Genomic DNA, 21,277 nt, shown 5'->3' on the forward strand with positions numbered 1-21,277 from the left:
AAATTAGGAATAGATTATGAAACTTAATCAATTATCAGATAACGCTGGATCAAGAAAAAGTATCATGCGTGTTGGCCGTGGTATTGGATCAGGTAAAGGTAAAACAGCAGGTCGTGGGGGTAAGGGGCAAACGGCAAGAACGGGTGTTGCTATTAATGGATTTGAGGGTGGTCAAATGCCCATCTATATGAGAATGCCTAAACGTGGATTTAATAATATTTTTTCTAAAAACCTTTCTGTTGTAAAATTAGGTAGAATTCAACAAGCGCTTGATAATGGTAAGCTTGATGCATCTAAAGTTATTACTGAGCAATCATTGAAAGAAGCAGGAATTATAAAAAAAATTAGAGATGGTGTAAAAATTCTCTTAGGAGGGGATTTTAAAACAAAAAACATTAATTTTTCTGTTTATGAAGCTTCTGCTTCTGCTCTTAAGCATATTGAAAAACTAGGTGGAAAAATTGATATTGTATCCAAAAAAAGCTAACAACGTATTTTATTTTCATTTTAATAATTAGGTTTTTCTATGTCCTCAGCAGCAGAACAACTTGCCGCAAATATAAATTTTGGTGCTTTTGCTAAAGCTACAGAACTTAAAAAAAGGCTTTGGTTTACACTTATTGCTTTAATTGTTTATCGTTTAGGTACCTATATACCTTTGCCTGGAATTAATACAGTTGTTTTGGTTATTTTATTTAAAACTAATGCAGGTGGTATATTAGGTATATTTGATATGTTTAGCGGTGGGGCACTTGGACGTATGACCATTTTTGCTCTTAATATTATGCCTTATATTTCATCTTCTATTATTATGCAGCTTGTTGTTAGTTTATCACCACAACTTGAAGCTTTGAAAAAAGAAGGGGAAGCAGGCCGTAAAAAAATTAATCAATATACCCGTTTAGGTACGGTATTATTAGCAGCTGTTCAAGCTTATGGTATTGCTGTGGGATTAGAAGGATTAGGTAATGGGGGGGCAAGTGCTGTCCTTGAACCTGGGTTATTTTTTAGATTTAGTGTGGTTGTGACCTTGGTTGGTGGCACATTATTTTTAATGTGGCTAGGGGAACAAATAACAGCGCGAGGTATTGGGAATGGTATTTCTTTAATTATTTTTTCTGGTATTGTTGCCCAACTTCCTCATGCGCTTGCAACTTTGCTTGAAATGGCAAGGGTTGGCTCAATCTCATTATTAGGAAGCCCATTTCTTGCTGTTATTGGTGTCGTCGTTTTAATAGGGTCTGTTATTATTGGTATCGTTTATTTTGAAAGAGCACAGCGGCGTCTTATAGTTCAATATCCTAAAAGACAAGTTGGGAATAAAGTATTTGGTGGTGATAGTAGCCATTTACCTTTAAAATTAAATAGCGCGGGTGTTATACCACCTATTTTTGCCAGCTCCCTTTTATTATTACCTCTTACTTTTGTAGGATTTCAAAGTAACCAAGGAAATACAAGTGAATGGTTACAGTGGATTGCCCAGCATTTAGGACATGGGAAACCGCTTTATATATTGTTATACGTTTTATTAATTGCATTTTTTGCATTTTTTTATACGGCAATTGTTTTTAACCCTGTTGAAACAGCTGATAATTTGAAAAAAAATAATGGATTTATCCCAGGATTAAGGCCAGGAAAAGCAACATCAGATTATCTAGATTATGTTTTAACACGTCTTACGGTTATTGGTGCTGCTTATTTAGCTGTTATATGCGTTTTTCCTGAATTATTAATGTCTGGAACATCCTTGCCATTTTACTTTGGTGGTACCAGTTTATTAATTGTTGTTTCTGTAACCATGGATACGGTTGCCCAAGTTCATTCGCATCTTTTGGCCCACCAATATGAAGGGTTAATTAAAAAAGCAAAACTTAAAGGTCGTAAAGGATGATTGTTATTCTTTTAGGTCCCCCTGGTTCTGGTAAAGGGACCCAGGCTAAAAGATTAGAAGAAAAATACCATCTGAAACAACTTTCGACAGGTGAAATTTTGAGAGCTGAAGTTGCAGCTTCTAGCGAAATTGGAAAAAAAGCTAAAAGTATCATGGATGCAGGACAATTTGTACCTGATGATATTTTGATTAATATTATAGACAGTAAGGTCCAAAAGGGAAATGCCGGATATATACTTGATGGATTTCCAAGAACATTAAATCAAGCAGAAGCATTAGATCATATGCTTCATGTAAAAAATATGGCTGTTGATGTGGTCATTAATATGGTTGTTGATGAAAATATTTTAATAGAAAGAATAACTGGGCGTTTTAGTTGTGTGCATTGTGGGGCCGTATATCATGAAAAGTTCAAATTACCTTTAAAAAAGGGTATTTGTGATATTTGCCACCATAAAGAATTTACAAAAAGAAAAGATGATTCTCTTGATGTTATTCAGGAAAGATTAAAAATATATCATCATCAAACATCACCTATTTTGCCCTATTATCAAAAAAAGAATTTAGTTAAGGATGTTGATGCTATGGAAAAAGTTGAAAATGTTACGAATAAAATTGACCATATAATAAAAAATTGCTTTAAAACAGATAATAGTGAAGGTTTTTATATGGTTAATTAATATACGTGTTGACTTTAATTGGGCATTTTTTATAATGCGTTATTTTAAGTCAAGCGATTTTTCGTAAGCTTTTTGTTCATTATTTATATTTTAAGGAGAAACTAAGTGGCGCGTATTGCTGGTGTCAATATTCCAACACAAAAAAGAGTATTGATTGCGTTAACTTATATATACGGAATTGGTCGTACAAAGGCACAAGAAATATGTGAGAAAGTTGGTATTTCTGCCGAAAAACGTGTCAATAAATTGACCGATGAAGAAATTGTTCGTATACGTGAAGTCATTGATAAAGATTATCATGTCGAAGGTGATTTAAGACGTGAAGTGTCCATGCATATTAAAAGATTAATGGATTTAGGTTGTTATCGTGGATTAAGACATCGTAAAGGGTTACCTGTACGTGGACAAAGAACGCGTACTAATTCTCGTACTCGTAAAGGACCTGTAAAAACTATAGCGAATAAAAAAGTAGCTAGTTAGTTTAAGTTTAAGATTATAAATATATAAAGGTTATAAGAATGGCAAAAGTAGAAGCAGCACCCAAATTAAGACGTCGTGAACGTAAAAATATTACCTCAGGTGTCGCTCATATTCATGCAAGTTTTAATAATACAACTGTTACAATTGCTGATGCCCAAGGTAATGCTATTGCTTGGTCTTCTTCCGGAAGTTTGGGTTTTAAAGGTTCACGTAAATCGACACCTTATGCTGCTCAAGTTGCAGCTGATGCCGCAGCAAAAAAAGCCATGGAACATGGCGTTAGTACTTTAGAGGTAAAAATAAAAGGCCCAGGTGGGGGAAGAGAATCTGCCTTGCGTGCTTTACAGGCCGCAGGTTTTACAATTACAGCAATTAAAGATGTTACATCAATTCCTCATAATGGGTGCCGTCCACCCAAAAGACGAAGAGTATAATCTAACGTTAATTCTAATTAATAAAAATTTATATAACAAACCCAGTGTTGTGAGTTCAATATGAAATCTCTTTCTTTAGTACAAAAAAATTTGATGCAATTAAAAAAACCAGATAAGCCTAATGTTATTATTGGTTCTGATCCATTACGCGATGCAATCATTGTTGTTGAGCCGTTAGAGCGTGGATTTGGTATGACATTGGGTAATGCCCTGCGACGTGTTCTTCTTTCTTCGTTGCAAGGTGCTGCTGTCACATCAATTCAAATTGCTGGTGTTTTACATGAATTTTCTTCAATTCCTGGTGTACGTGAAGATGTAACAGAAATTATTTTGAATATTAAACTTATTGCTCTTCGTCTCCATGGCGAAGGACCAAAGCGTATGCGTTTAAAAACAAGCAAAAAAGGTGAAATACGTGCGTCAGAAATTGAAACTGGCCATGATATTGAAATTATGAATCCAAATCTTGTCATTTGTACTCTTGATCAAGGGGCACAACTTGATATTGAATTTACAGTGGAAAAAGGCAAAGGATATGTTTCAGCTGCACAAAACAGGCCAGAAGATGCACCTGTAGGATTAATTCCAGTTGACGCAATTTTTAGCCCTGTCCGCAAGGTCACTTATAAAGTTGAAAATACACGTGTGGGTCAACAAACGGACTATGATAAATTAACTCTTGAAATTGAAACAAATGCATCTCTGACACCTGAAGACGCAGTTGCTCAAGCTGCATATATTTTAAAGGATCAATTACAACTTTTCATAAACTTTGATGAAATGATCCCATCTAGTGAAGCAAGCCAAGCAGCAGAACCACCATTTAATAAAAACCTTTTGAGAAAAGTTGATGAGCTTGAATTATCTGTAAGGTCAGCAAATTGTTTAAAAAATGATAATATTATTTATATTGGTGACTTAGTTCAGAAAACAGAAGCAGAAATGCTTCGTACCCCAAACTTTGGGCGTAAATCTCTTAATGAAATAAAAGAAGTTTTAAGTCAAATGGGTTTACATCTTGGTATGCATATCCCATCATGGCCACCAGAAAATATTGAAGAGTTAGCCCGTCGTCTTGATGAACCTTATTAATTTTATAAAAAGGATATAAATTATGCGTCACCAATTAAGAGGCCGCAAATTAAATCGTACCAGTAGCCATAGAAAAGCAATGTTTTCAAATATGGTTGCGGCACTTATTAAACATGAACAAATTGAAACTACTTTACCAAAGGCTAAAGATTTACGTTCCATTGTTGATAAGCTAATTACTTTAGGTAAAAAAGGTGGATTACATAACCAACGTCGCGCTCTATCTGTGTTACATAATAATACATCCTTAGTCAGCAAAATTTTTGGACCCTTAGCAGAACGTTATAGTCAAAGAGCAGGTGGTTATACCCGGGTTTTGAAATCTGGATTTCGTTATGGTGATGCAGCAGCAATGGCAACGATTGAATTAGTAGATAGAGACCCAGCAGCCAAGGGTTTAGATTCAGGTCCTGTTCACCAATCATCAACTGAAGCAGCAACACCAGAATAAGAATAAAATTAACAATTTCTTGTTAACTTTTACTTTATTAGTTTAAAATAGTTTTGCCAGCAAAATAATCAAATCGATCTATTATCGATAAGTGCTGTGATAGCTTTGTTGTCATACATTGGTTTAAACTGATATTGGTGTTTTTTTATGATTCAAAAGTACAATTTTTTATTTATTATTTTAGGGATACTCTTTGTACCAATTCACGGGGTTTTTTCCCAAGAGATCCCAAAAAATTATAATCAAATAAAACTTACTTTTGCCCCTTTGGTTAAGCAGGCGGCCCCAGCAGTTGTTAATATTTATACAAAAAAGAAAACTTATGAAAAATCACCAATTTTTTCAGACCCTTTTTTTAGACAATTTTTTGGTGATAGTTTTCTGCGTCCACAAAAGCCTGTCCAAAACTCTTTAGGTTCTGGGGTTCTAGTTTCAAAAGAAGGTCTTGTTGTAACTAATAATCACGTGGTTGAAGATAGCGATGAAATTATTGTTATTTTAGATGATGGACGCGAATTTTCAGCAAAACTAGTTAATGCCGATAATCAGGTTGATTTAGCTCTTTTACAAATTGATTTGCATGGAAAAAATTTACCTGCACTTGAATTTGGTGATTCAGATAATATAAATGTAGGTGATTTAGTTATGGCAATTGGTAATCCTTTTGGTGTGGGCCAAACTGTAACAAGTGGTATTGTTTCAGCTACTGCACGGACTAAAACAGGAATTAATGATTTTGATTTTTTTATCCAAACTGATGCGGCTATTAATCCTGGAAATTCAGGTGGTGCCCTTATTGATATGGATGGAAAATTGATTGGTATTAATACAGCAATTTTTTCACGTCAGGGTGGTGGATCCATTGGTATTAGTTTTGCTATTCCATCAAATATGGTTTTAACTTTTGTGAATGCAGCGCGCAAAGGTGAAAAGATTTATAAACCATGGATTGGAATTGCGGGACAAAAATTAACAGCCGAATTGGCAGAAAAGATGAATATAGAAAAGCCAGATGGTATATTAATTAGTAGTATTTATCCTGGTGGTCCAGCAGACAAAGCAGGTATAAAAATAAATGATATTATTGTAGCTGTGAATAACCATCCTATTAGTGATCCTGCTAGCCTACGTTTCAGATTGGCTTTATTATCGTCTGGTCATAAAGCGACTATAAAGATTTTACGTGCGCAGAAAGAATTATCCTTCGATATAATGCTGACAGTAGCACCCGAAAACCCAGTTGCAAACGAAATAAAAATTAGTGGTGTTAATCCATTAACAGGATCTATTATTGCTAACCTTTCACCAGCATTAGCAGAAAAAATTTCCCTAGAAGGAGAGTGGTATGGTGTTGTGATATCACAAATAAGCAAAGGAAGTATCGCATATCGTGTTGGGTTTGAACCTGGTGATATTCTTTTAAAAATTAATGATACAAATATTGATAAAGTAGATACAGTACAAGAAATATTAAAAAAAGATTATGAACAATGGTCTTTTGCAATAAAACGTAGTGGGGAAATAAAAACAATTGTCCTGAATTAAGTTGATATATAATGGAAAGTCTTTTTGAATCTATAAATAATAAACCATTAGCAGAAAGATTAAGACCAAAAAGTCTAACAGACATAGTTGGCCAGGACCATTTGCTTGCACAAAATGGACCTATTGGACAAATGATTAAAGCAAATAAAATTACATCGATGATTTTGTGGGGACCACCTGGTTCTGGTAAAACGACATTGGCAAGATTATTAGCCCAACAAACAAATTTATATTTTGAACCTATTTCGGCTGTTTTTTCTGGTGTTGCGGATCTTAGAAAAATATTTGATCAAGCTAGGCAAAGAAGAAAAGTGGGGGAGGGTACTATCCTTTTTATTGATGAAATACATCGTTTTAATCGTGCCCAACAAGATAGTTTACTTAACCATGTTGAAGATGGAACGGTTATATTAATTGGGGCCACGACAGAAAATCCATCTTTTGAAATTAATGCAGCTCTCTTATCGAGGGTTCAAGTGTTTATTTTAAATAGATTAAATGGTGATGCTTTAGAATTGATTTTAAAACATGTTGAACTGTATATAAAACGTACTCTTCCTTTAGATGAGCAAGCAAGATTTTGGTTAAAAGAAATATCTGATGGAGATGGACGATATTTGTTAAATTTAATAGAAACTTTATTAAATTTGCCAACACCATCGGAACCTTTTAATAGCGAGCAATTGAAAGATATTATTCAAAGACGATTACCTATTTATGATAAAGATCGTGAATCCCATTATAATCTTATTAGTGCGCTTCATAAATCTTTAAGGGGATCAGATCCAGATGCAGCTCTTTATTGGTTGGCACGTATGCTGGTTGGGGGTGAGGATCCGCATTATATAGCACGCAGGCTCGTCAGGTTTGCAACAGAAGATGTTGGTATGGCAGATCCTCATGCCTTGACTTTCACGCTTAATGCATGGCAAACCTATGAAAGATTAGGTTCACCCGAAGGTGAATTAGCTTTAGCGCAGGCAGTTGTTTATCTTGGTACGTCGCCAAAATCAAATTCTGTTTATACAGCATTAGCAGCGGCAAAAAAAAGTGCCAAGGAAACCGGATCACTAACACCACCAAAACATATTCTTAATGCTCCAACAAAGCTCATGAAAGATATAGGATATGGTACTAATTATCATTATGATCACAATGAAGAAGAAGCATTTTCTGGGCAAAATTATTTTCCAGATAACATGAAAAGAATAGAATTTTACCAACCATCTACTCGCGGCTTGGAAAAAGAAATAAATGATCGTTTAAACCATTGGAAAACATTAAGAAAAAAATTAAACCAGACATAATATGAATTTAAAAATATTTTTTATTTTGGCCCTAGGCGGCATTATGGGGACAATTTTTCGCTATGGGTTTATTTTTTATAGTGTAAAAATTTGGGGTACGCATTTTCCATGGGGGACATTAGGAATTAATGTTATAGGTAGTTTTTTGATGGGATGTTTTGTGGCTCTGTTTAATAAATTTATTGATCTTCCATTAGAATTAAAACTTTTTTTGACTACAGGTTTATTGGGTAGTTTTACAACATTTTCTGGTTTTTCTTTTGATTTTATGAATTTATGGCAACAAGGTATGATTTATCAAAGCTTTTTTTATATTTTATTATCCGTATTTTTATCTCTGGGTGCAGTTTTTCTAGGTTATTCTATAGGCAGACTATAATTCATGACCGAAATTTATTATTACACTGTGCTTGAAAAAGAAAAAGATTGGCGATTAGATCGTTGGTTTAAACGACAATACCCTTCAATTCAACATTCTTATCTTGAAAAATTATTTCGCACAGGACAAATACGGGTTGAAGGTAAAAGAATTAGGGGGAATTATAAACTTATACCAGGTCAAAAAATTCGTATTCCTCCTTTCATTAAAGATATGAATAATGGACCAAAAAAAAATTCTGAAACACGTGTTTATCCAAAAGAATTATTAAAAACAATAAAAGAGAATGTTCTTTATTGTGATGATGATATACTTGTACTTAATAAACCAAGTGGTATAGCTGTTCAAGGCGGGTCAAAATTATCTTATCATATTGATATGATGCTTGATGAATTAAAGTTTGGACTCCATGAAAAACCCAAATTAGTCCATCGACTAGATAAAGATACAAGTGGTGTTCTTGTTCTTGCTAGAAATATTCAAGTTGCATCTTATTTAGGAAATCTTTTCCAAACACATACTATAACAAAAAATTATTGGGCTTTTATTCATGGGGTACCTAATCAATTAAAAGGTAATTTATCTTGGTCTTTAACGAAAAAATTTGTTGATCAAATAAAAGAAAAAGTTACCGTTGATATAGAAGGTGATTATGCGGATACTTATTATGAAGTTATTGAAAATATAGGTAAAAAATTCTCGTGGATTATTTTGAAACCTTTGACAGGACGCACGCACCAGCTTCGTGTTCATTGTGCGGCGATGGGACATCCGATTATTGGTGATAACAAATATGGCCATGATAAATTCATGCTATCAGAACCTTTTGTAAAAAAACTTTATTTACATGCACGATCAATAAGTTTTATTCATCCTATATCTAAAAAAGAAATAAAAATACAAGCGCCATTACCAGATTATATGGTGCAATTATGGAATTTTTTTGGTTTAAATGATCAATTGGACTACGAAATATAAATAATTATTAATGGAATAATTATATTATTTGAATAATAATAATTTTATAGATTATGCTATAATAAAACATGTTCTATTTGGTTAGGGAGAAAAGAATGCGTTTAAAATATATTCTATCTACGATTTTTATTATTGTGATTGTTATAATAGGTGGTGCATTTTTTTTATTAAATAATATTAATGTAGAACCAGTTCGTGTTTTTATCCAGGATGAAGTTAAAAAACAAACTGGACGCGATCTTATTATTCAAGGTGATATAGAATGGGCGTTTTCACTTTCCCCGACAATTGTAGTTCATAATGTAAGTTTATCTAATCCTGCTGGTTTTAGTCAAAAAGAAATGGCCATTATAGAACTTTTTGAACTTAACCTTGATTTGTTACCCCTTTTACATAAAGAAATAGTGATTAATAGTTTTACGTTAGATAAAGTAAATATATTTTTAGAAAAAAATACACAAGGTCAAGGAAATTGGTCTTTTGCAACTTCTGAATCTAAACCTAATAATGGAGTAACACCAGAAATTACCTTGAAAGAGGATGCACCTATTCGTGTTCCAACGATTGAAAAGGTTGATATCCAAAATTTAAGTTTTGTTTATAAAGATGCTGTTGCCAAGAAAGAACAAAATGTATTTATCAAAAAACTTACGGCTAAAGCTCAGAATAATCTTTCACCTGTCGAGCTTAGCTTAGAATCTAATATTAATGATATACCAGTCGTATTAAATGGTAAAGTTGGATCAATTAATTCAATCATTGAGGCAAAGCCAATTGAAATCAATTTAGATGGTGCTATTAATAACACCAAAGTTATTGTTGATGGAAAGATTGCCAACCTTAAATTGTTTCAAGGTATTAATGCTAATGTAGAAATTAGTGGTGATAATTTGAATGATCTTGCGTCATTAGCATCAATTAAAAATATCCAAAATGTACCTTTTGACATTAAAACCACTTTTTCTGATCCAAGTGGGACCTATAATTTTGACCCATTAAAAATTCGCCTGGATGATATGGATGTCACAGGTAAATTAATGTTTTTAAAAGAAGAAATAAGATCAAAAATTAAGGGTGGGCTACAAATATCAAAATTGGATTTAGATAAAGTTCTTTCTAAAAGCAATGCATCAAGTGATATTTCTGCTAAATCATCTGAATCAAAAGGTAATGTTATTCCTAATGATCCAATTGATTTTAGCGCTCTCTCATCTATTGATGCAGAATTGCAATTAGCTATTGGCCAATTTATTTATTCTTCCCAGGAATTTAAAAATATATCTGCAGGTGTTAATTTAAATAATGGCAGGCTTGTTCTTAATCCTTTTAAAACAAATGCTGGAAATGGGACGATTGATGCCAATTTAGTTTTGGAGAGCAAAAACCAACCAAATCTCTCTCTTGTTCTAAATACAAGTAATATTGATAGCCATTTTTTCTCTGAGCTTATTCATTCACCTGGTTTGCTTAAAGATGGAAAAATTACTATTAAGTCAAATCTTAAAGGGCAGGGTAATTCTGTAAAAAATATACTGGCTTCATCAAATGGTTATTTAAATTTTTATATTGATAAAGGATCTATGAATAACAATTTTTTAAGAATAATATTGGCAGATTTGATTAAACTAATTTCATCGGGTAATTCAGAAAGCTCTACATTAAATTGCGCAGCAAGCCATATTGATTTTACCCAAGGTATTGCCGAGACAAAGGCAGCTGTTATTGATACACCAAGTGCGATTATTGTAGCAAATGGTCAAGTTAATTTAGCAACAGAAAAATTATCTATGCATGTTGAATCATCACCCAAAACTGCAACATTAGCAGCATTGGCAGTACCTATGAATATAACAGGTACGTTATCTAGCCCTACAGTTTTACCTGATCCTTTGCGCACAGCAACTGATGTAGCTGGAAAAGTGATCAAAGGTGTAACAGGTGGTGTGGGTGGGGCTTTATCTATTCTTGGGTTTAATCCAAATGCTGCGGCTAATCTTAATCAAAATCCTAATGCCGTTTGTAATCAAGCTTTGGCTATGACAAAAAATTCGCAACCTCAACCAAATAGTTCAATTAATCCTGTAGATAATATTATTGATAATACAGGTAAAACACTTGAAGACATTGGTGAGGGTATAAAAGGCCTTTTTCAATGAAACGTTTTTATCAAACTATTGCCTATATTCGAACAGACAATGGTTTTGTTATTCAAGCTGATCATAAAAACTTAAAAAGCCCTAAAAATAATATTGTATGTGTTCCATCGTTAAATATGGGTGAAGTTTTGGTTCAAGAATGGACGAAGCAAAAAGATACAATAAATTTTATCTCTATGCCCATCACGCAATTTGTTTATACTGTACTTGATTATGGTGATTTAAAAAGAAATGAATACATAAATGATATCATTTCTTATGCTAGAACAGATTTGCTTTGTTACCGGGTTTTAAAGCCTAAAGATCTTGCCCTAAAACAAAATCAGTTGTGGCAACCTGTTTTAAATTGGGTTGAAGAAAGTTTTGAAGTAAAATTTAATATTGTATACGATATTATGCCAGTTTCATTTTCAAAGGAAAATGAAACAATTATAAAAAAATATTTGGAACAGTATAATAATTATCAATTAATTGCTTTTTTATTGATGGTTAGAAATTGTGGTTCTGTTATTTTATCGTTAGCTTTATGTAAAAAATTTATAACACCAGAACAAGCATTTGATTTGGCTTTATTAGATGAAAACTATCAACAAGAAAAATGGGGTGCTGATTTTGAATTTGCAAAATCAATAGAAAATAAAAAAAATGATTTTAATCATGCGGTTTATTTTTTTAACCTATCGCAAGCTAAGTAAATTTTTATATTTTTATTAATTTTTTATTTTATTTATGAAATTGTAAGTTTGTTTTTAATCTAAAATATAAAAACAAAAATAGTATCTTTATATTGCCTACACTAATCTAGTAATAAATAGATTATATAGGCAATATGGTATGCGTTTTAAGTGGGTTTTGTTGATTTTCTTTATCATCATAATAATGATGGTTGGTGGGGTATTTGTTTTTTTATATAGCATCAATATGGAACAAGTTCGCACTTTTGTTCAAGATGAGATAAAAAAACAAACAGGACGAGATCTTATTATTGAGGGAGAAATTGAATGGGTTTTGTCTTTATCACCTACGATTGAAATACATAATGTAAAATTATTAAATCCATCAGATTTTAGCTCAAGTGAAATGGCTTCAATAAATTTATTTAGATTAAAATTAAATCTATTGCCTTTAATTCACAAACAGATCGTAATTAATAGTCTTATTTTGAATAAGTCAAATGTTCTTTTTGAAAAAAATTCTAAAGGTCAAAAAAACTGGGATTTTGATTTTAAAAAAGAAGATATATCAAATGCCCCGGAAAATGAAAAATCAAATTTTACTTTTGCTATCGAAAAAATAGATATTCAAGATTTGAAACTTACCTATAAAGATAATGTAAATAAAAAAGAAGAAAGTATATATGTTAAAAAAATTATAGGATATTCACCTAATACGACATCACCAGTTAACTTGGATTTAGAATTAAATATTAATAAAATTCCAATTACAATTATCGGTACCATTGGACCTCTTAGTTCCTTTGTAGAAAATAAGTTAGTTGAAATTGATATAAAAAGTTTTATTAATAAAACAGAAATTAAAATTAATGGAACCATTAATAATCCCCAGTTATTTAATGGTGTGGATATAAATCTATCTGTACATGCCAATAATCTAAATGATCTTTTATCCTTAGCATCTATTGAAAATATGCAACCGATGCCTATTGATATAAAGGTAAAGCTTTCTGACTCTAACGGGGTTCTTAATTTGAACCCGTTTGAAATTCATTTAGATGATATGAATTTGCTAGGGAAAATAGCTATACTTAATCAAGATACAAAACCAAAAATTGAAGGTGAAATTAAAGTTACAAAAATTGATTTAAATAAAATTATAGCTAAAAAATCAAAAGAAAATAAACTACAACCTGTTACTTCACTCCAAGAAATCATTCCTGATGACCCCATAAATTTTAGCTTTTTGACAACTATAGATACAAAAATTCAACTTTTTATCAACCAAATTTTATACTCATCTCAAAAATTTAAAGATGTTGAAGCCATTATTAATCTTTCTAATGGTCATTTACGGGTTCATCCCTTAAAAATTTATGCAGATAAAGGTCATATAGATATGAATTTATCTTTAGAAGAAAAGAGATCTAAAGCATTTTTAACCTATGGTTTGGATGTTGAGAATATTAATACCAGTTTCTTGTCAGAACTTATTCAAACTCCAGATTTGCTTAGAAATGGGTGGTTAAATATTAAAGCAAATCTTAAAGGTGAAGGTAATACAGCAAAATCAATTTTATCTGCACTTGATGGTAATATAAATTTGTATATTGATAAAGGTGATATTCAAAATGCTTTTTTAAAAATACTGCTTGAAGATTTAATTAAATTAGCTGTAACAGGTGAATCTGAAACATCACCTATCAATTGTATAGCAGGTCATTTTGATGTTACGAAGGGGCTTATTCAAACAAAAGCAATAGCTTTTGATACAGATACGATTATTATAATAGCAAATGGCCATATTAATTTACCTAAAGAGCAAATTAATATGCATATAGAATCTTCGTCAAAAAAAGCCATATTAATGAATGTCGCAATTCCTATGAATGTTGCGGGTCCCCTTTCTAAACCTGAGATATTTCCCGATCCTGTCAGAACACCAATTGATTTAGCTGGAAAGGTGGTTAAAGGTGCAGCCCTTGGTATGGAAGGTATTTTAGCCACACTTGGTATTCAATCAGGAGAATTAAAATCTTTGGAAGCAACACCGCCGCAAATTTGCCAAAAAGCATTAAATTTATCCAAAGAATCTAATGAACCTACACCTAAAATAAATCCAATTGAAAATAATGATAATCAATAAGTATAAAATTATATTTAATTTGTTTTTTGTGCTTGTTGACGTATCTGGCTTAAACTGGATATAGGGGTTAAAGCTTCTGGATCTATTTTTAATTCAAAAAGAACAGGGGTTTTGGGTTGTGAATTTTGTTCAAATATTTGAATAAATTCTTCAGCTGTATGAATAGTGAACCCTTTTGCTCCATATGCATTGGCAAGTTCTGCAAAGTTTGGATTTATAAGGTCTGTACCACTTACCCTTGATGGATATTCACGTTCTTGGTGCATACGGATAGTTCCATACATACCATTGTTAATAACAATAATAATAATATTGGCTTTATATCTTACGGCTGTCGAAAGTTCTTGACCATTCATAAGAAAACAACCATCACCATTAAATGAAATAACTTGTTTGTTAGGATAAATAATTTTTGCTGCAACAGCAGCAGGTAGGCTATATCCCATAGATCCGTTGGTTGGACCTAATTGCGTACGAAAACTTTTATATTGATAATAACGATTGGGCCACGCTGTATAATTGCCAGCACCATTAGTGATAATGGCATCATCATATAAATGATTACGTAAATATTCCATAATTTTTGGCATTTGCAAAGAACCAGGAATAGTAAAAGGTTGAAATATTTTCTTGTAATTATTATTTATTGTGCTTGTCCACTCTGTCCATTTTATTGATGGTAAAGAAGGTAATTTTAAAATTGCTTCTGTAAATTCTAACATGCCTGAATTAATAGAAAGATCTGTTTGGTAAACGCGACCTAATTCTTGGCTATCAAGATGAATGTGGATTAATTTTTGTTTGGGACATGGTATATTGATAAGACTATAACCACTGGTGGCCATTTCGCCTAAGCGCGCCCCAATAACTAAAAGTAAATCACTGTTTTGAATTGTTTCTTTAAGTTTTGGGTTAATACCAATACCAACATCACCTGCATAATAAAGAAGACGATTATCATATAAATCTTGCCTTCTAAAAGAAGCACCAATAGGTAATTTAAATTTTTCAATAAAAGTTTGAAGATTAAAAACAGATTGTTTATTCCAACCACTGCCACCCACAATAACAAAAGGCTTTTCTGCCTTACCAAGCATCATATGTAAAGTCATCAAATCTTTTTCAGCAGGTGCAATTTGTACAAGCCTGTAGGAGTTACTATCTGAAACAGTTACTTCCTCTGCTAACATGTCTTCTGGTAAAACAACAACAACAGGTCCTGGTCTACCATTAACGGCACGATGAAAGGCTTGGCTAATCAATTCTGGTATTCTAGATGTTTGATCTATTTGAACAACCCATTTAGCTATAGGCGCAAACATTCGTTTAAAATCAATTTCTTGAAAAGCTTCACGATCAATTTGATTGCGCGCAACTTGACCTATAAATAAAATCATGGGTGTTGAATCTTGAAAGGCTGTATGAACCCCAACTGACGCGTTTGTTGCACCAGGGCCTCGGGTCACAAAACATATACCTGGTTTGCCAGTTAATTTACCATAAGATTCTGCCATATAGGCAGCGCCACCTTCTTGGCGGCATACAATCAATTTTATTGAATCTTGGTTATCGTAAAAAGCATCTAATGCTGCTAAATAGCTTTCACCAGGTACACAAAATACATGATCAACGCCATGTATTTTTAAATGATCAACTAAAATCTGACCGCCTGACCTTTTTTTCATATATACCAATATAAATAATGCTAATAATGTTAATGGTGGGAATGATGTAGAATTTGTTGGCGTATACCTGTATCGTAGTCTAGAGCTAATGGTGATAATATAGCTGCCTCAGGAAACATAGATTGAATAAAACCTTTTCTTTCTAGCGCAACCCAAACAGAAATATTGGATAAACCAGATGCGTCCTGGCTTGATACAACAAATTCACCAATATGGAAATGATCGCCATGGGGATGGGGAATATTGTGGATTAAAATATTTTGGCTATCATCAGTTTTTTGATAATGACCTTCAGTGCCAGCCAAAATTTGAAATAAAGCAAGTGTTTTAAGCTGCAAAGGGTTCAAACGTAATGGATTTTTTTGTGGAGGCATAAAACTTATTCCTAGTCGCGGAAATTAACATATTGGAGAGGTAATTTTATATCAAGCTGTTTGATAAGAGCAATCACAAGTTGGAGATCATCTCGTTTTTTCCCGGTGACCCGCAATTCATCACCTTGCAGGCTAACCTGTACTTTCATTTTGCTATCTTTAATAGATTTGATGATTTCTTTACCAATTGCGTGATCAATACCTTGTTTAATTGTAACTGTTTGGCGCAGGGTATTACCAGATGCTTTTTCGGGTGTTTGAAAATCAAGCGCCAGGATATCAAGCTTTCTTCTTGTTATGTATGTTTTTAACAATTCATGCATTTGCTTTAATTTAAGATCATCATCAGCAATAATTGTCAGACTATTATCATTTCTTTCAATTGAGCAATGGCTACCTTTAAAATCAAAACGTGTGCTAATTTCTCGTTCTATGCCTTGAATAGCATTATCAACTTCTGTTACATTGGTTTTAGAAACAATATCAAATGAAGGCATTTTAATGTCCGAATCTATATACTAAAATATTAATTTTATGATTATTATTACTACCCGTGTATTTTTGACATATCAAACAATTATTTTTATAGTCATTTAAATTTAAATTATAAAGAGAAATAATAATGGAAAAGAAAATTCAACATCCTTATCTTATGTTTTTAGGTGATGTTGCTGATCAATTATCAGCCAAAACTGCCCAAGGTATTGTTGATTGGCGGCCAGAATGGTGTCTTGGTAAACTTCGCCTACCACATTGTAAAGCCGATCTTCCTTTGCCGGAAATGACATTAGACCAAGCCTTAGATGCAGGAGTGAAAACTGTCATTATTGGGGTGGCTAATAGGGGAGGGGTATTTTCACCCCATTGGATACCTGTTCTTTTGCAAGCTTTGGAAAAAGGTTTTGATTTAGCCAGTGGGTTACATCAAAAATTAACAGATTATCCTGAATTGAAATTGGCCTCAGAAAGATATGGGAGGAAACTTTTTGATGTACGTCACCCTAACCAAGATTTTAATGTTGGGACGGGCAAAAAGCGTACAGGTAAAAGACTATTAACTGTAGGTAGCGATTGTTCAATTGGAAAAATGTATACAGCTTTGGCATGCGAAAAAGAAATGAAATTAAGAGGTATACATGTGGATTTTCGTGCGACGGGTCAAACGGGTATTTTTATTGCAGGTTCAGGTGTTTCAATTGATGCCGTTGTTGCAGATTTTATTTCTGGTGCTGTTGAACATATTACACCTGATAATAATCCGAACCATTGGGATATTATCGAAGGACAAGGATCACTATTTCATCCTTCTTATGCGGGGGTAAGTTTGGGATTACTTCACGGTGCCCAGGCAGATATGTTGGTAATGTGTCATGATCCAAGCAGACCGCATATGCGGGGATTGCCTCATTACTCTTTGCCTGATTTAGATCGCTGTATAGAAGCTAATTTGAATGCTGGCTCTTTAACAAATTCATCTGTTCGTTGTGTTGGACTTAGCTTAAATACGTCTACTTATTCTGTAGATGAAGCACAAAATGTCATTGCCGAATATAAAAATCGCTATAAACTTCCTGTGGTAGATCCGGTACGTACAGGTGTAAGTGTTTTAGTTGATGCAATTTTAGCATGAAAAGACAACTAGTTATTAAACATGAATCTTGGCCGATTTCTGGAAAATTTTCAATTTCTAGAGGAAGTAAAACTTCAGCAGAAATTGTGTTAGTAGAAATTAATGTAGAAGATAAAAAAGGTAGAGGTGAATGTGTACCCTATCCACGTTATCAAGAGACCGTTGAAAGTGTTATTGCCCAAATTGAAACAACAAGATATTTTATTGAACATGGAATAACCCGCCAAGACTTACAGTCATTATTACCCGCAGGCGCAGCAAGAAATGCCCTAGATTGTGCATTATGGGATTTGGAAGCCAAGCAAAATAATACAAGTGTAGGTCAAAAATTAGGATGTGAGCCGTTGCATCCCATAACATCAACTTACACCATAAGTTTAGGCACACCAGAAGAAATGGGCAAAGCTGCATCCCTTCATGCAGATAAACCATTGTTAAAAATTAAACTATCTGGTCAGCAAGATATTGAACGATTATTGGAAATTAGAAAAAATGCTCCGAATGCGCGTTTAATTATAGACCCTAATGAATCATGGACTTTCGATCAGCTACAATCTTATATGCCTGCTCTTATTAAGATTGGTATTGAATTAATAGAACAACCATTACCGGCAAAACAAGACCAACAAATTTCAAATTATAATTTTCCAATTATTTTATGTGCTGATGAAAGTTGTCATGATAGATCTTATTTGCCGTCTTTAAAAAATAAATATCAGGCAGTTAATATTAAATTAGATAAAACAGGTGGATTAACAGAAGCTTTATCCATGTTAAATGAATCCAGAACACGAGGGTTTAAAATTATGGTAGGTTGTATGGTGGGAACATCTCTTGCCATGGCGCCAGCAATGTTTTTGGCCCAAAATGCAGATTGGGTTGACCTTGATGGTCCACTTTTGCTAGCTTATGATCGTGACCCTGGTTTAATTTTAAAAAACAATCAACTTTATTATCCTGATATTGGATTATGGGGCTCATTGTCTTAATAATTATTAAAGAATATTTAGTTATTATTTTTTATGAAGATATTAAAAGCAAAAGAAAGAAAATTTTTGATGTATTATAAAATTAAAAATAACTATCAATTTTTATTTATTGGCATAAGTCTGATTTTAGGATCTTGTTCAAGTGATTTTTTTAATTTCTCTACATCGTCACATAAACCTGTTTGTCAAAAAGATTTAACTTACTTGCGTAATAATCTTATTACCCCCCCGGACGTAGCACGTAATGTATTAGGTGAAGGTGAGCCTGAAAAAACATTAACCACCCCAATTGATTTAATGATTGAACGAGATGGCTTAGAAAAATTACTTGAAGTAACAAAAAACAATATTGATGAATATAATCAAACTTTACTAGACAAAGACCAAATAGCTGATCTTTATAATGAATCCGGTAAAAGCAAAGCAGAATATGAAGCTTATATTCAAACGCTTCAAGATGGTATTACAATTAACCAAGGTATTGTAGATCAAGTTAATTGCCGGGTCAGTTTGAATTCTCCTTCAACTCAAGCCCCACAATCTACAATTAAACAAACAATCCCATCTCAATCTAAAAAGAAGGTGGAAGAACCTCTTAAAACAGAGGTACCTGTGAGTAGTGGAAATTATAAATAACCTAAAATTCAAATAATAAGGTTTTTTATTTTAAAAAAGGTTTAATTTTTAATGAACCATACTTTTTGAATTAATCCGTGTTTTATCTGATATGTAGCTATCGTATGAACAAGTTTTTTATCAACTAAACCAGAAATTTGTTCTTCATCTATAACATAATCACCACAAATCATACGTTGCGTTAAACGGCAATAAAGCAAAGGATGTTCTTTAAATATTTTTTTGTAAATTTCATGAAGCTCTGCTATACCTTTACAAAATATAACGTTGGTAGAAAGATAGATAAGTTCAATAGTATCCGCATAGCATTCTATAAAGGCATTTAAGTCACGTCTGTTATAAGCTTCTAGTTGAGCTTGGATCAGGCGTTCTGTTTCACGGATCATTCTTTTATTATATCCTTATTCTACATGATAAATTCTACCCCTGTTGCTTATATGATATTTAAAATCTTGAAAATATATTTATATATATCATTCGTTCAATGAATATATTAGGTGGATACATGTTAAAAATAATTAGATTTTAAAAAATGCGATAAAAACATATTTTTATATTATTAAAAACTACTTTTTAATATATAAATGATTTGTTTAATTTAAAATTTCCAAAAACAATATATTTGAATAATTTAAACTTTAAAAAATTAATGGATATTTTATTTTTTTATAAAAAATAATAATTAAATATTTATTAAATATAAATTAAAAAACAAAATTAATTTTTATAAATATTTGGAAATTTGGTATGAACGGTAGATACAAAGTAATTTTTAAACGTATTGGAAATTATTATAAATCAATATTTATTGCTATTTTATTATTATTTATTTTATGGGCAATTCTTGTGCTTATTTAAATTTAATTCTATTTTATATACTTTAATATGAATAAAGGAAGGATAATTACACAAATTGAATTATATTTAGATATTTAAAACTTTTTACTCTGTTTAACAATTTTGAGATATATTATTAATAATAAATTAATCATTTAAGTTTATTTAATAACAACTTCCAATAAATAAATTAATTGAAATGGTATAGGGATGAGACATAGAAATAATAATTTATCAACTATTATATGTTCCGAAGGTGCATGTTTCTCTGCTGGGACATTAGTAACATTGAATGATGGAAATCGAAAATCAATAGAACAGCTTGCCGTTGGTGATCTTGTTTCAGCTTTCCGTGGTATTGCTGACCGTACAGTAAGTCGCAAGATTAATGAAATTGTTATTAGAGAAGGGCAAACTGTTTACGAATTACGAACCGAAGATAACCGGGTTGTTTGGGGCACAGGAAATCATCCCTTTCTTGTAGGACCTAATAAAACAGATCCTATGATGGAAGATTTACCTGTGCGTTATAAGGCACTAAAAGATTTGACACCAACAGATCGGCTTGTCGGGCAAGCTGGATCGATTATTAGAATTAGCTCTGTCCAAATGATGGAAGGTGAGCATACGGTTTATAACCTTATTGTTGATGGTCTACGCAGCTATGTTGTTAATGGCATACGTGTGCATGGTTGCCGTTGTGATCCTAATCACCGTGCAAGTTATGAAGATGATTGGTTTTAACAATTAAATAGCAAGTTTCTTCTTTTATATATTGATGGGTTTTATGTCAGATTATTGGATATAAAACCCATTTTATTTTGTACCAGGCTTATATAAATCAAGGAAATTATTAAACTTAACCGTCCTTAATGGTAACGTCTTAACTGATTCAATTGCTAAATTTCATGAT

At 32.4% G+C, this 21,277-nt stretch carries 22 protein-coding genes; 18 read left to right on the forward strand and 4 right to left on the reverse strand.

Features of this window, described 5'->3' with window-relative positions; all coding sequences use genetic code 11:
* Positions 1-16 precede the first annotated feature (16 nt).
* From rplO to K1X44_03705, 14 genes are all read left to right on the forward strand, one after another.
* Positions 17-487 carry a 50S ribosomal protein L15 gene (gene rplO, locus K1X44_03640; protein MBX7146385.1) on the forward strand — a complete coding sequence of 157 codons (471 nt, stop codon included), beginning with the start codon at positions 17-19 and terminating at the stop codon, positions 485-487.
* Between the two features lie 39 nt (positions 488-526).
* Entirely contained in the window at positions 527-1,891 is a 1,365-nt protein-coding gene (gene secY / locus K1X44_03645; GenBank protein ID MBX7146386.1) for a preprotein translocase subunit SecY, read from the forward strand.
* The gene (locus K1X44_03650; protein ID MBX7146387.1) at positions 1,888-2,571 is read left to right on the forward strand and encodes an adenylate kinase; all 684 of its coding nucleotides are present in this window, start codon (positions 1,888-1,890) and stop codon (positions 2,569-2,571) included. Before secY ends, K1X44_03650 begins: the two co-directional genes overlap by 4 nt.
* 105 nt (positions 2,572-2,676) lie before the next feature.
* Positions 2,677-3,051: a 30S ribosomal protein S13 gene (rpsM, locus tag K1X44_03655; protein MBX7146388.1), complete on the forward strand. Its 375-nt coding sequence runs from the start codon at positions 2,677-2,679 to the stop codon at positions 3,049-3,051.
* 38 nt (positions 3,052-3,089) lie between these two features.
* The gene (rpsK, locus tag K1X44_03660; protein MBX7146389.1) at positions 3,090-3,485 is read left to right on the forward strand and encodes a 30S ribosomal protein S11; all 396 of its coding nucleotides are present in this window, start codon (positions 3,090-3,092) and stop codon (positions 3,483-3,485) included.
* Between the two features lie 60 nt (positions 3,486-3,545).
* Positions 3,546-4,577: a DNA-directed RNA polymerase subunit alpha gene (locus K1X44_03665; protein MBX7146390.1), complete on the forward strand. Its 1,032-nt coding sequence runs from the start codon at positions 3,546-3,548 to the stop codon at positions 4,575-4,577.
* A gap of 22 nt (positions 4,578-4,599) precedes the next feature.
* Positions 4,600-5,028, forward strand: coding sequence for a 50S ribosomal protein L17 (gene rplQ / locus K1X44_03670; GenBank protein MBX7146391.1), 429 nt, complete (start codon positions 4,600-4,602; stop codon positions 5,026-5,028).
* Positions 5,029-5,175: 147 nt separating this feature from the next.
* Positions 5,176-6,573: a Do family serine endopeptidase gene (locus tag K1X44_03675; GenBank protein MBX7146392.1), complete on the forward strand. Its 1,398-nt coding sequence runs from the start codon at positions 5,176-5,178 to the stop codon at positions 6,571-6,573.
* A gap of 11 nt (positions 6,574-6,584) precedes the next feature.
* A complete protein-coding gene (locus tag K1X44_03680; GenBank protein MBX7146393.1) occupies positions 6,585-7,880 on the forward strand; it encodes a replication-associated recombination protein A in 1,296 nt (431 codons plus the stop codon).
* A gap of 1 nt (position 7,881) precedes the next feature.
* Positions 7,882-8,259: a fluoride efflux transporter CrcB gene (gene crcB, locus K1X44_03685; protein ID MBX7146394.1), complete on the forward strand. Its 378-nt coding sequence runs from the start codon at positions 7,882-7,884 to the stop codon at positions 8,257-8,259.
* Between the two features lie 3 nt (positions 8,260-8,262).
* Complete coding sequence (locus tag K1X44_03690; protein ID MBX7146395.1) at positions 8,263-9,237, forward strand: RluA family pseudouridine synthase; 975 nt, start codon at positions 8,263-8,265, stop codon at positions 9,235-9,237.
* Positions 9,238-9,332: 95 nt separating this feature from the next.
* Complete coding sequence (locus K1X44_03695) at positions 9,333-11,393, forward strand: AsmA family protein (GenBank protein MBX7146396.1); 2,061 nt, start codon at positions 9,333-9,335, stop codon at positions 11,391-11,393.
* The gene (locus K1X44_03700) at positions 11,390-12,088 is read left to right on the forward strand and encodes a hypothetical protein (GenBank protein ID MBX7146397.1); all 699 of its coding nucleotides are present in this window, start codon (positions 11,390-11,392) and stop codon (positions 12,086-12,088) included. The genes K1X44_03695 and K1X44_03700 overlap by 4 nt, the downstream gene beginning before the upstream one ends.
* Positions 12,089-12,227: 139 nt before the next feature.
* A complete protein-coding gene (locus K1X44_03705; protein MBX7146398.1) occupies positions 12,228-14,213 on the forward strand; it encodes an AsmA family protein in 1,986 nt (661 codons plus the stop codon).
* A 14-nt stretch (positions 14,214-14,227) separates the two neighbouring features.
* On the opposite strand, the gene K1X44_03710 is transcribed toward K1X44_03705, so the two are convergent.
* From K1X44_03710 to K1X44_03720, 3 genes are read right to left on the reverse strand one after another with little or no spacing between them, the layout of a single operon-like run.
* A complete protein-coding gene (locus K1X44_03710; protein ID MBX7146399.1) occupies positions 14,228-15,898 on the reverse strand; it encodes a thiamine pyrophosphate-binding protein in 1,671 nt (556 codons plus the stop codon).
* A 29-nt stretch (positions 15,899-15,927) separates the two neighbouring features.
* Positions 15,928-16,272, reverse strand: coding sequence for a hypothetical protein (locus K1X44_03715; GenBank protein ID MBX7146400.1), 345 nt, complete (start codon positions 16,270-16,272; stop codon positions 15,928-15,930).
* Positions 16,273-16,283: 11 nt separating this feature from the next.
* Complete coding sequence (locus K1X44_03720; protein MBX7146401.1) at positions 16,284-16,769, reverse strand: YajQ family cyclic di-GMP-binding protein; 486 nt, start codon at positions 16,767-16,769, stop codon at positions 16,284-16,286.
* A 125-nt stretch (positions 16,770-16,894) separates the two neighbouring features.
* Here K1X44_03720 and K1X44_03725 point away from each other — a divergent pair, with 125 nt between their 5' ends.
* The 3 genes from K1X44_03725 to K1X44_03735 are packed head-to-tail and all read left to right on the forward strand — an operon-like array spanning position 16,895 to position 19,527.
* Entirely contained in the window at positions 16,895-17,902 is a 1,008-nt protein-coding gene (locus K1X44_03725) for a DUF1611 domain-containing protein (protein MBX7146402.1), read from the forward strand.
* Positions 17,899-18,891 carry a dipeptide epimerase gene (locus tag K1X44_03730; GenBank protein ID MBX7146403.1) on the forward strand — a complete coding sequence of 331 codons (993 nt, stop codon included), beginning with the start codon at positions 17,899-17,901 and terminating at the stop codon, positions 18,889-18,891. Before K1X44_03725 ends, K1X44_03730 begins: the two co-directional genes overlap by 4 nt.
* A 33-nt stretch (positions 18,892-18,924) precedes the next feature.
* Complete coding sequence (locus K1X44_03735) at positions 18,925-19,527, forward strand: hypothetical protein (GenBank protein MBX7146404.1); 603 nt, start codon at positions 18,925-18,927, stop codon at positions 19,525-19,527.
* Positions 19,528-19,568: 41 nt separating this feature from the next.
* Here the strand turns inward: K1X44_03735 and K1X44_03740 are convergent, their stop codons facing one another.
* Complete coding sequence (locus K1X44_03740; protein ID MBX7146405.1) at positions 19,569-19,913, reverse strand: nuclear transport factor 2 family protein; 345 nt, start codon at positions 19,911-19,913, stop codon at positions 19,569-19,571.
* A 661-nt stretch (positions 19,914-20,574) separates the two neighbouring features.
* Between K1X44_03740 and K1X44_03745 the strand changes: the two genes are divergently transcribed.
* Positions 20,575-21,108 carry a hypothetical protein gene (locus K1X44_03745; protein ID MBX7146406.1) on the forward strand — a complete coding sequence of 178 codons (534 nt, stop codon included), beginning with the start codon at positions 20,575-20,577 and terminating at the stop codon, positions 21,106-21,108.
* Positions 21,109-21,277 lie beyond the last annotated feature (169 nt).

The organism is Alphaproteobacteria bacterium (genome assembly GCA_019695395.1).
In the GTDB taxonomy this organism is placed as follows: Bacteria; Pseudomonadota; Alphaproteobacteria; order JAEUKQ01; family JAIBAD01; genus JAIBAD01.

What these genes read in the sequence shown, in the direction of transcription:
- rplO (MBX7146385.1), top strand. Translation starts at nt 17, where the DNA reads ATGAAACTTAATCAATTATCAGATAACGCTGGATCAAGAAAAAGTATC.
- secY (MBX7146386.1), top strand. Translation starts at nt 527, where the DNA reads ATGTCCTCAGCAGCAGAACAACTTGCCGCAAATATAAATTTTGGTGCT.
- K1X44_03650 (MBX7146387.1), top strand. Translation starts at nt 1,888, where the DNA reads ATGATTGTTATTCTTTTAGGTCCCCCTGGTTCTGGTAAAGGGACCCAG.
- rpsK (MBX7146389.1), top strand. Translation starts at nt 3,090, where the DNA reads ATGGCAAAAGTAGAAGCAGCACCCAAATTAAGACGTCGTGAACGTAAA.
- K1X44_03665 (MBX7146390.1), top strand. Translation starts at nt 3,546, where the DNA reads ATGAAATCTCTTTCTTTAGTACAAAAAAATTTGATGCAATTAAAAAAA.
- rplQ (MBX7146391.1), top strand. Translation starts at nt 4,600, where the DNA reads ATGCGTCACCAATTAAGAGGCCGCAAATTAAATCGTACCAGTAGCCAT.
- K1X44_03675 (MBX7146392.1), top strand. Translation starts at nt 5,176, where the DNA reads ATGATTCAAAAGTACAATTTTTTATTTATTATTTTAGGGATACTCTTT.
- K1X44_03680 (MBX7146393.1), top strand. Translation starts at nt 6,585, where the DNA reads ATGGAAAGTCTTTTTGAATCTATAAATAATAAACCATTAGCAGAAAGA.
- crcB (MBX7146394.1), top strand. Translation starts at nt 7,882, where the DNA reads ATGAATTTAAAAATATTTTTTATTTTGGCCCTAGGCGGCATTATGGGG.
- K1X44_03690 (MBX7146395.1), top strand. Translation starts at nt 8,263, where the DNA reads ATGACCGAAATTTATTATTACACTGTGCTTGAAAAAGAAAAAGATTGG.
- K1X44_03695 (MBX7146396.1), top strand. Translation starts at nt 9,333, where the DNA reads ATGCGTTTAAAATATATTCTATCTACGATTTTTATTATTGTGATTGTT.
- K1X44_03700 (MBX7146397.1), top strand. Translation starts at nt 11,390, where the DNA reads ATGAAACGTTTTTATCAAACTATTGCCTATATTCGAACAGACAATGGT.
- K1X44_03705 (MBX7146398.1), top strand. Translation starts at nt 12,228, where the DNA reads ATGCGTTTTAAGTGGGTTTTGTTGATTTTCTTTATCATCATAATAATG.
- K1X44_03710 (MBX7146399.1), bottom strand. Translation starts at nt 15,898, where the DNA reads ATGAAAAAAAGGTCAGGCGGTCAGATTTTAGTTGATCATTTAAAAATA.
- K1X44_03715 (MBX7146400.1), bottom strand. Translation starts at nt 16,272, where the DNA reads ATGCCTCCACAAAAAAATCCATTACGTTTGAACCCTTTGCAGCTTAAA.
- K1X44_03720 (MBX7146401.1), bottom strand. Translation starts at nt 16,769, where the DNA reads ATGCCTTCATTTGATATTGTTTCTAAAACCAATGTAACAGAAGTTGAT.
- K1X44_03725 (MBX7146402.1), top strand. Translation starts at nt 16,895, where the DNA reads ATGGAAAAGAAAATTCAACATCCTTATCTTATGTTTTTAGGTGATGTT.
- K1X44_03730 (MBX7146403.1), top strand. Translation starts at nt 17,899, where the DNA reads ATGAAAAGACAACTAGTTATTAAACATGAATCTTGGCCGATTTCTGGA.
- K1X44_03735 (MBX7146404.1), top strand. Translation starts at nt 18,925, where the DNA reads ATGAAGATATTAAAAGCAAAAGAAAGAAAATTTTTGATGTATTATAAA.
- K1X44_03740 (MBX7146405.1), bottom strand. Translation starts at nt 19,913, where the DNA reads ATGATCCGTGAAACAGAACGCCTGATCCAAGCTCAACTAGAAGCTTAT.
- K1X44_03745 (MBX7146406.1), top strand. Translation starts at nt 20,575, where the DNA reads ATGAGACATAGAAATAATAATTTATCAACTATTATATGTTCCGAAGGT.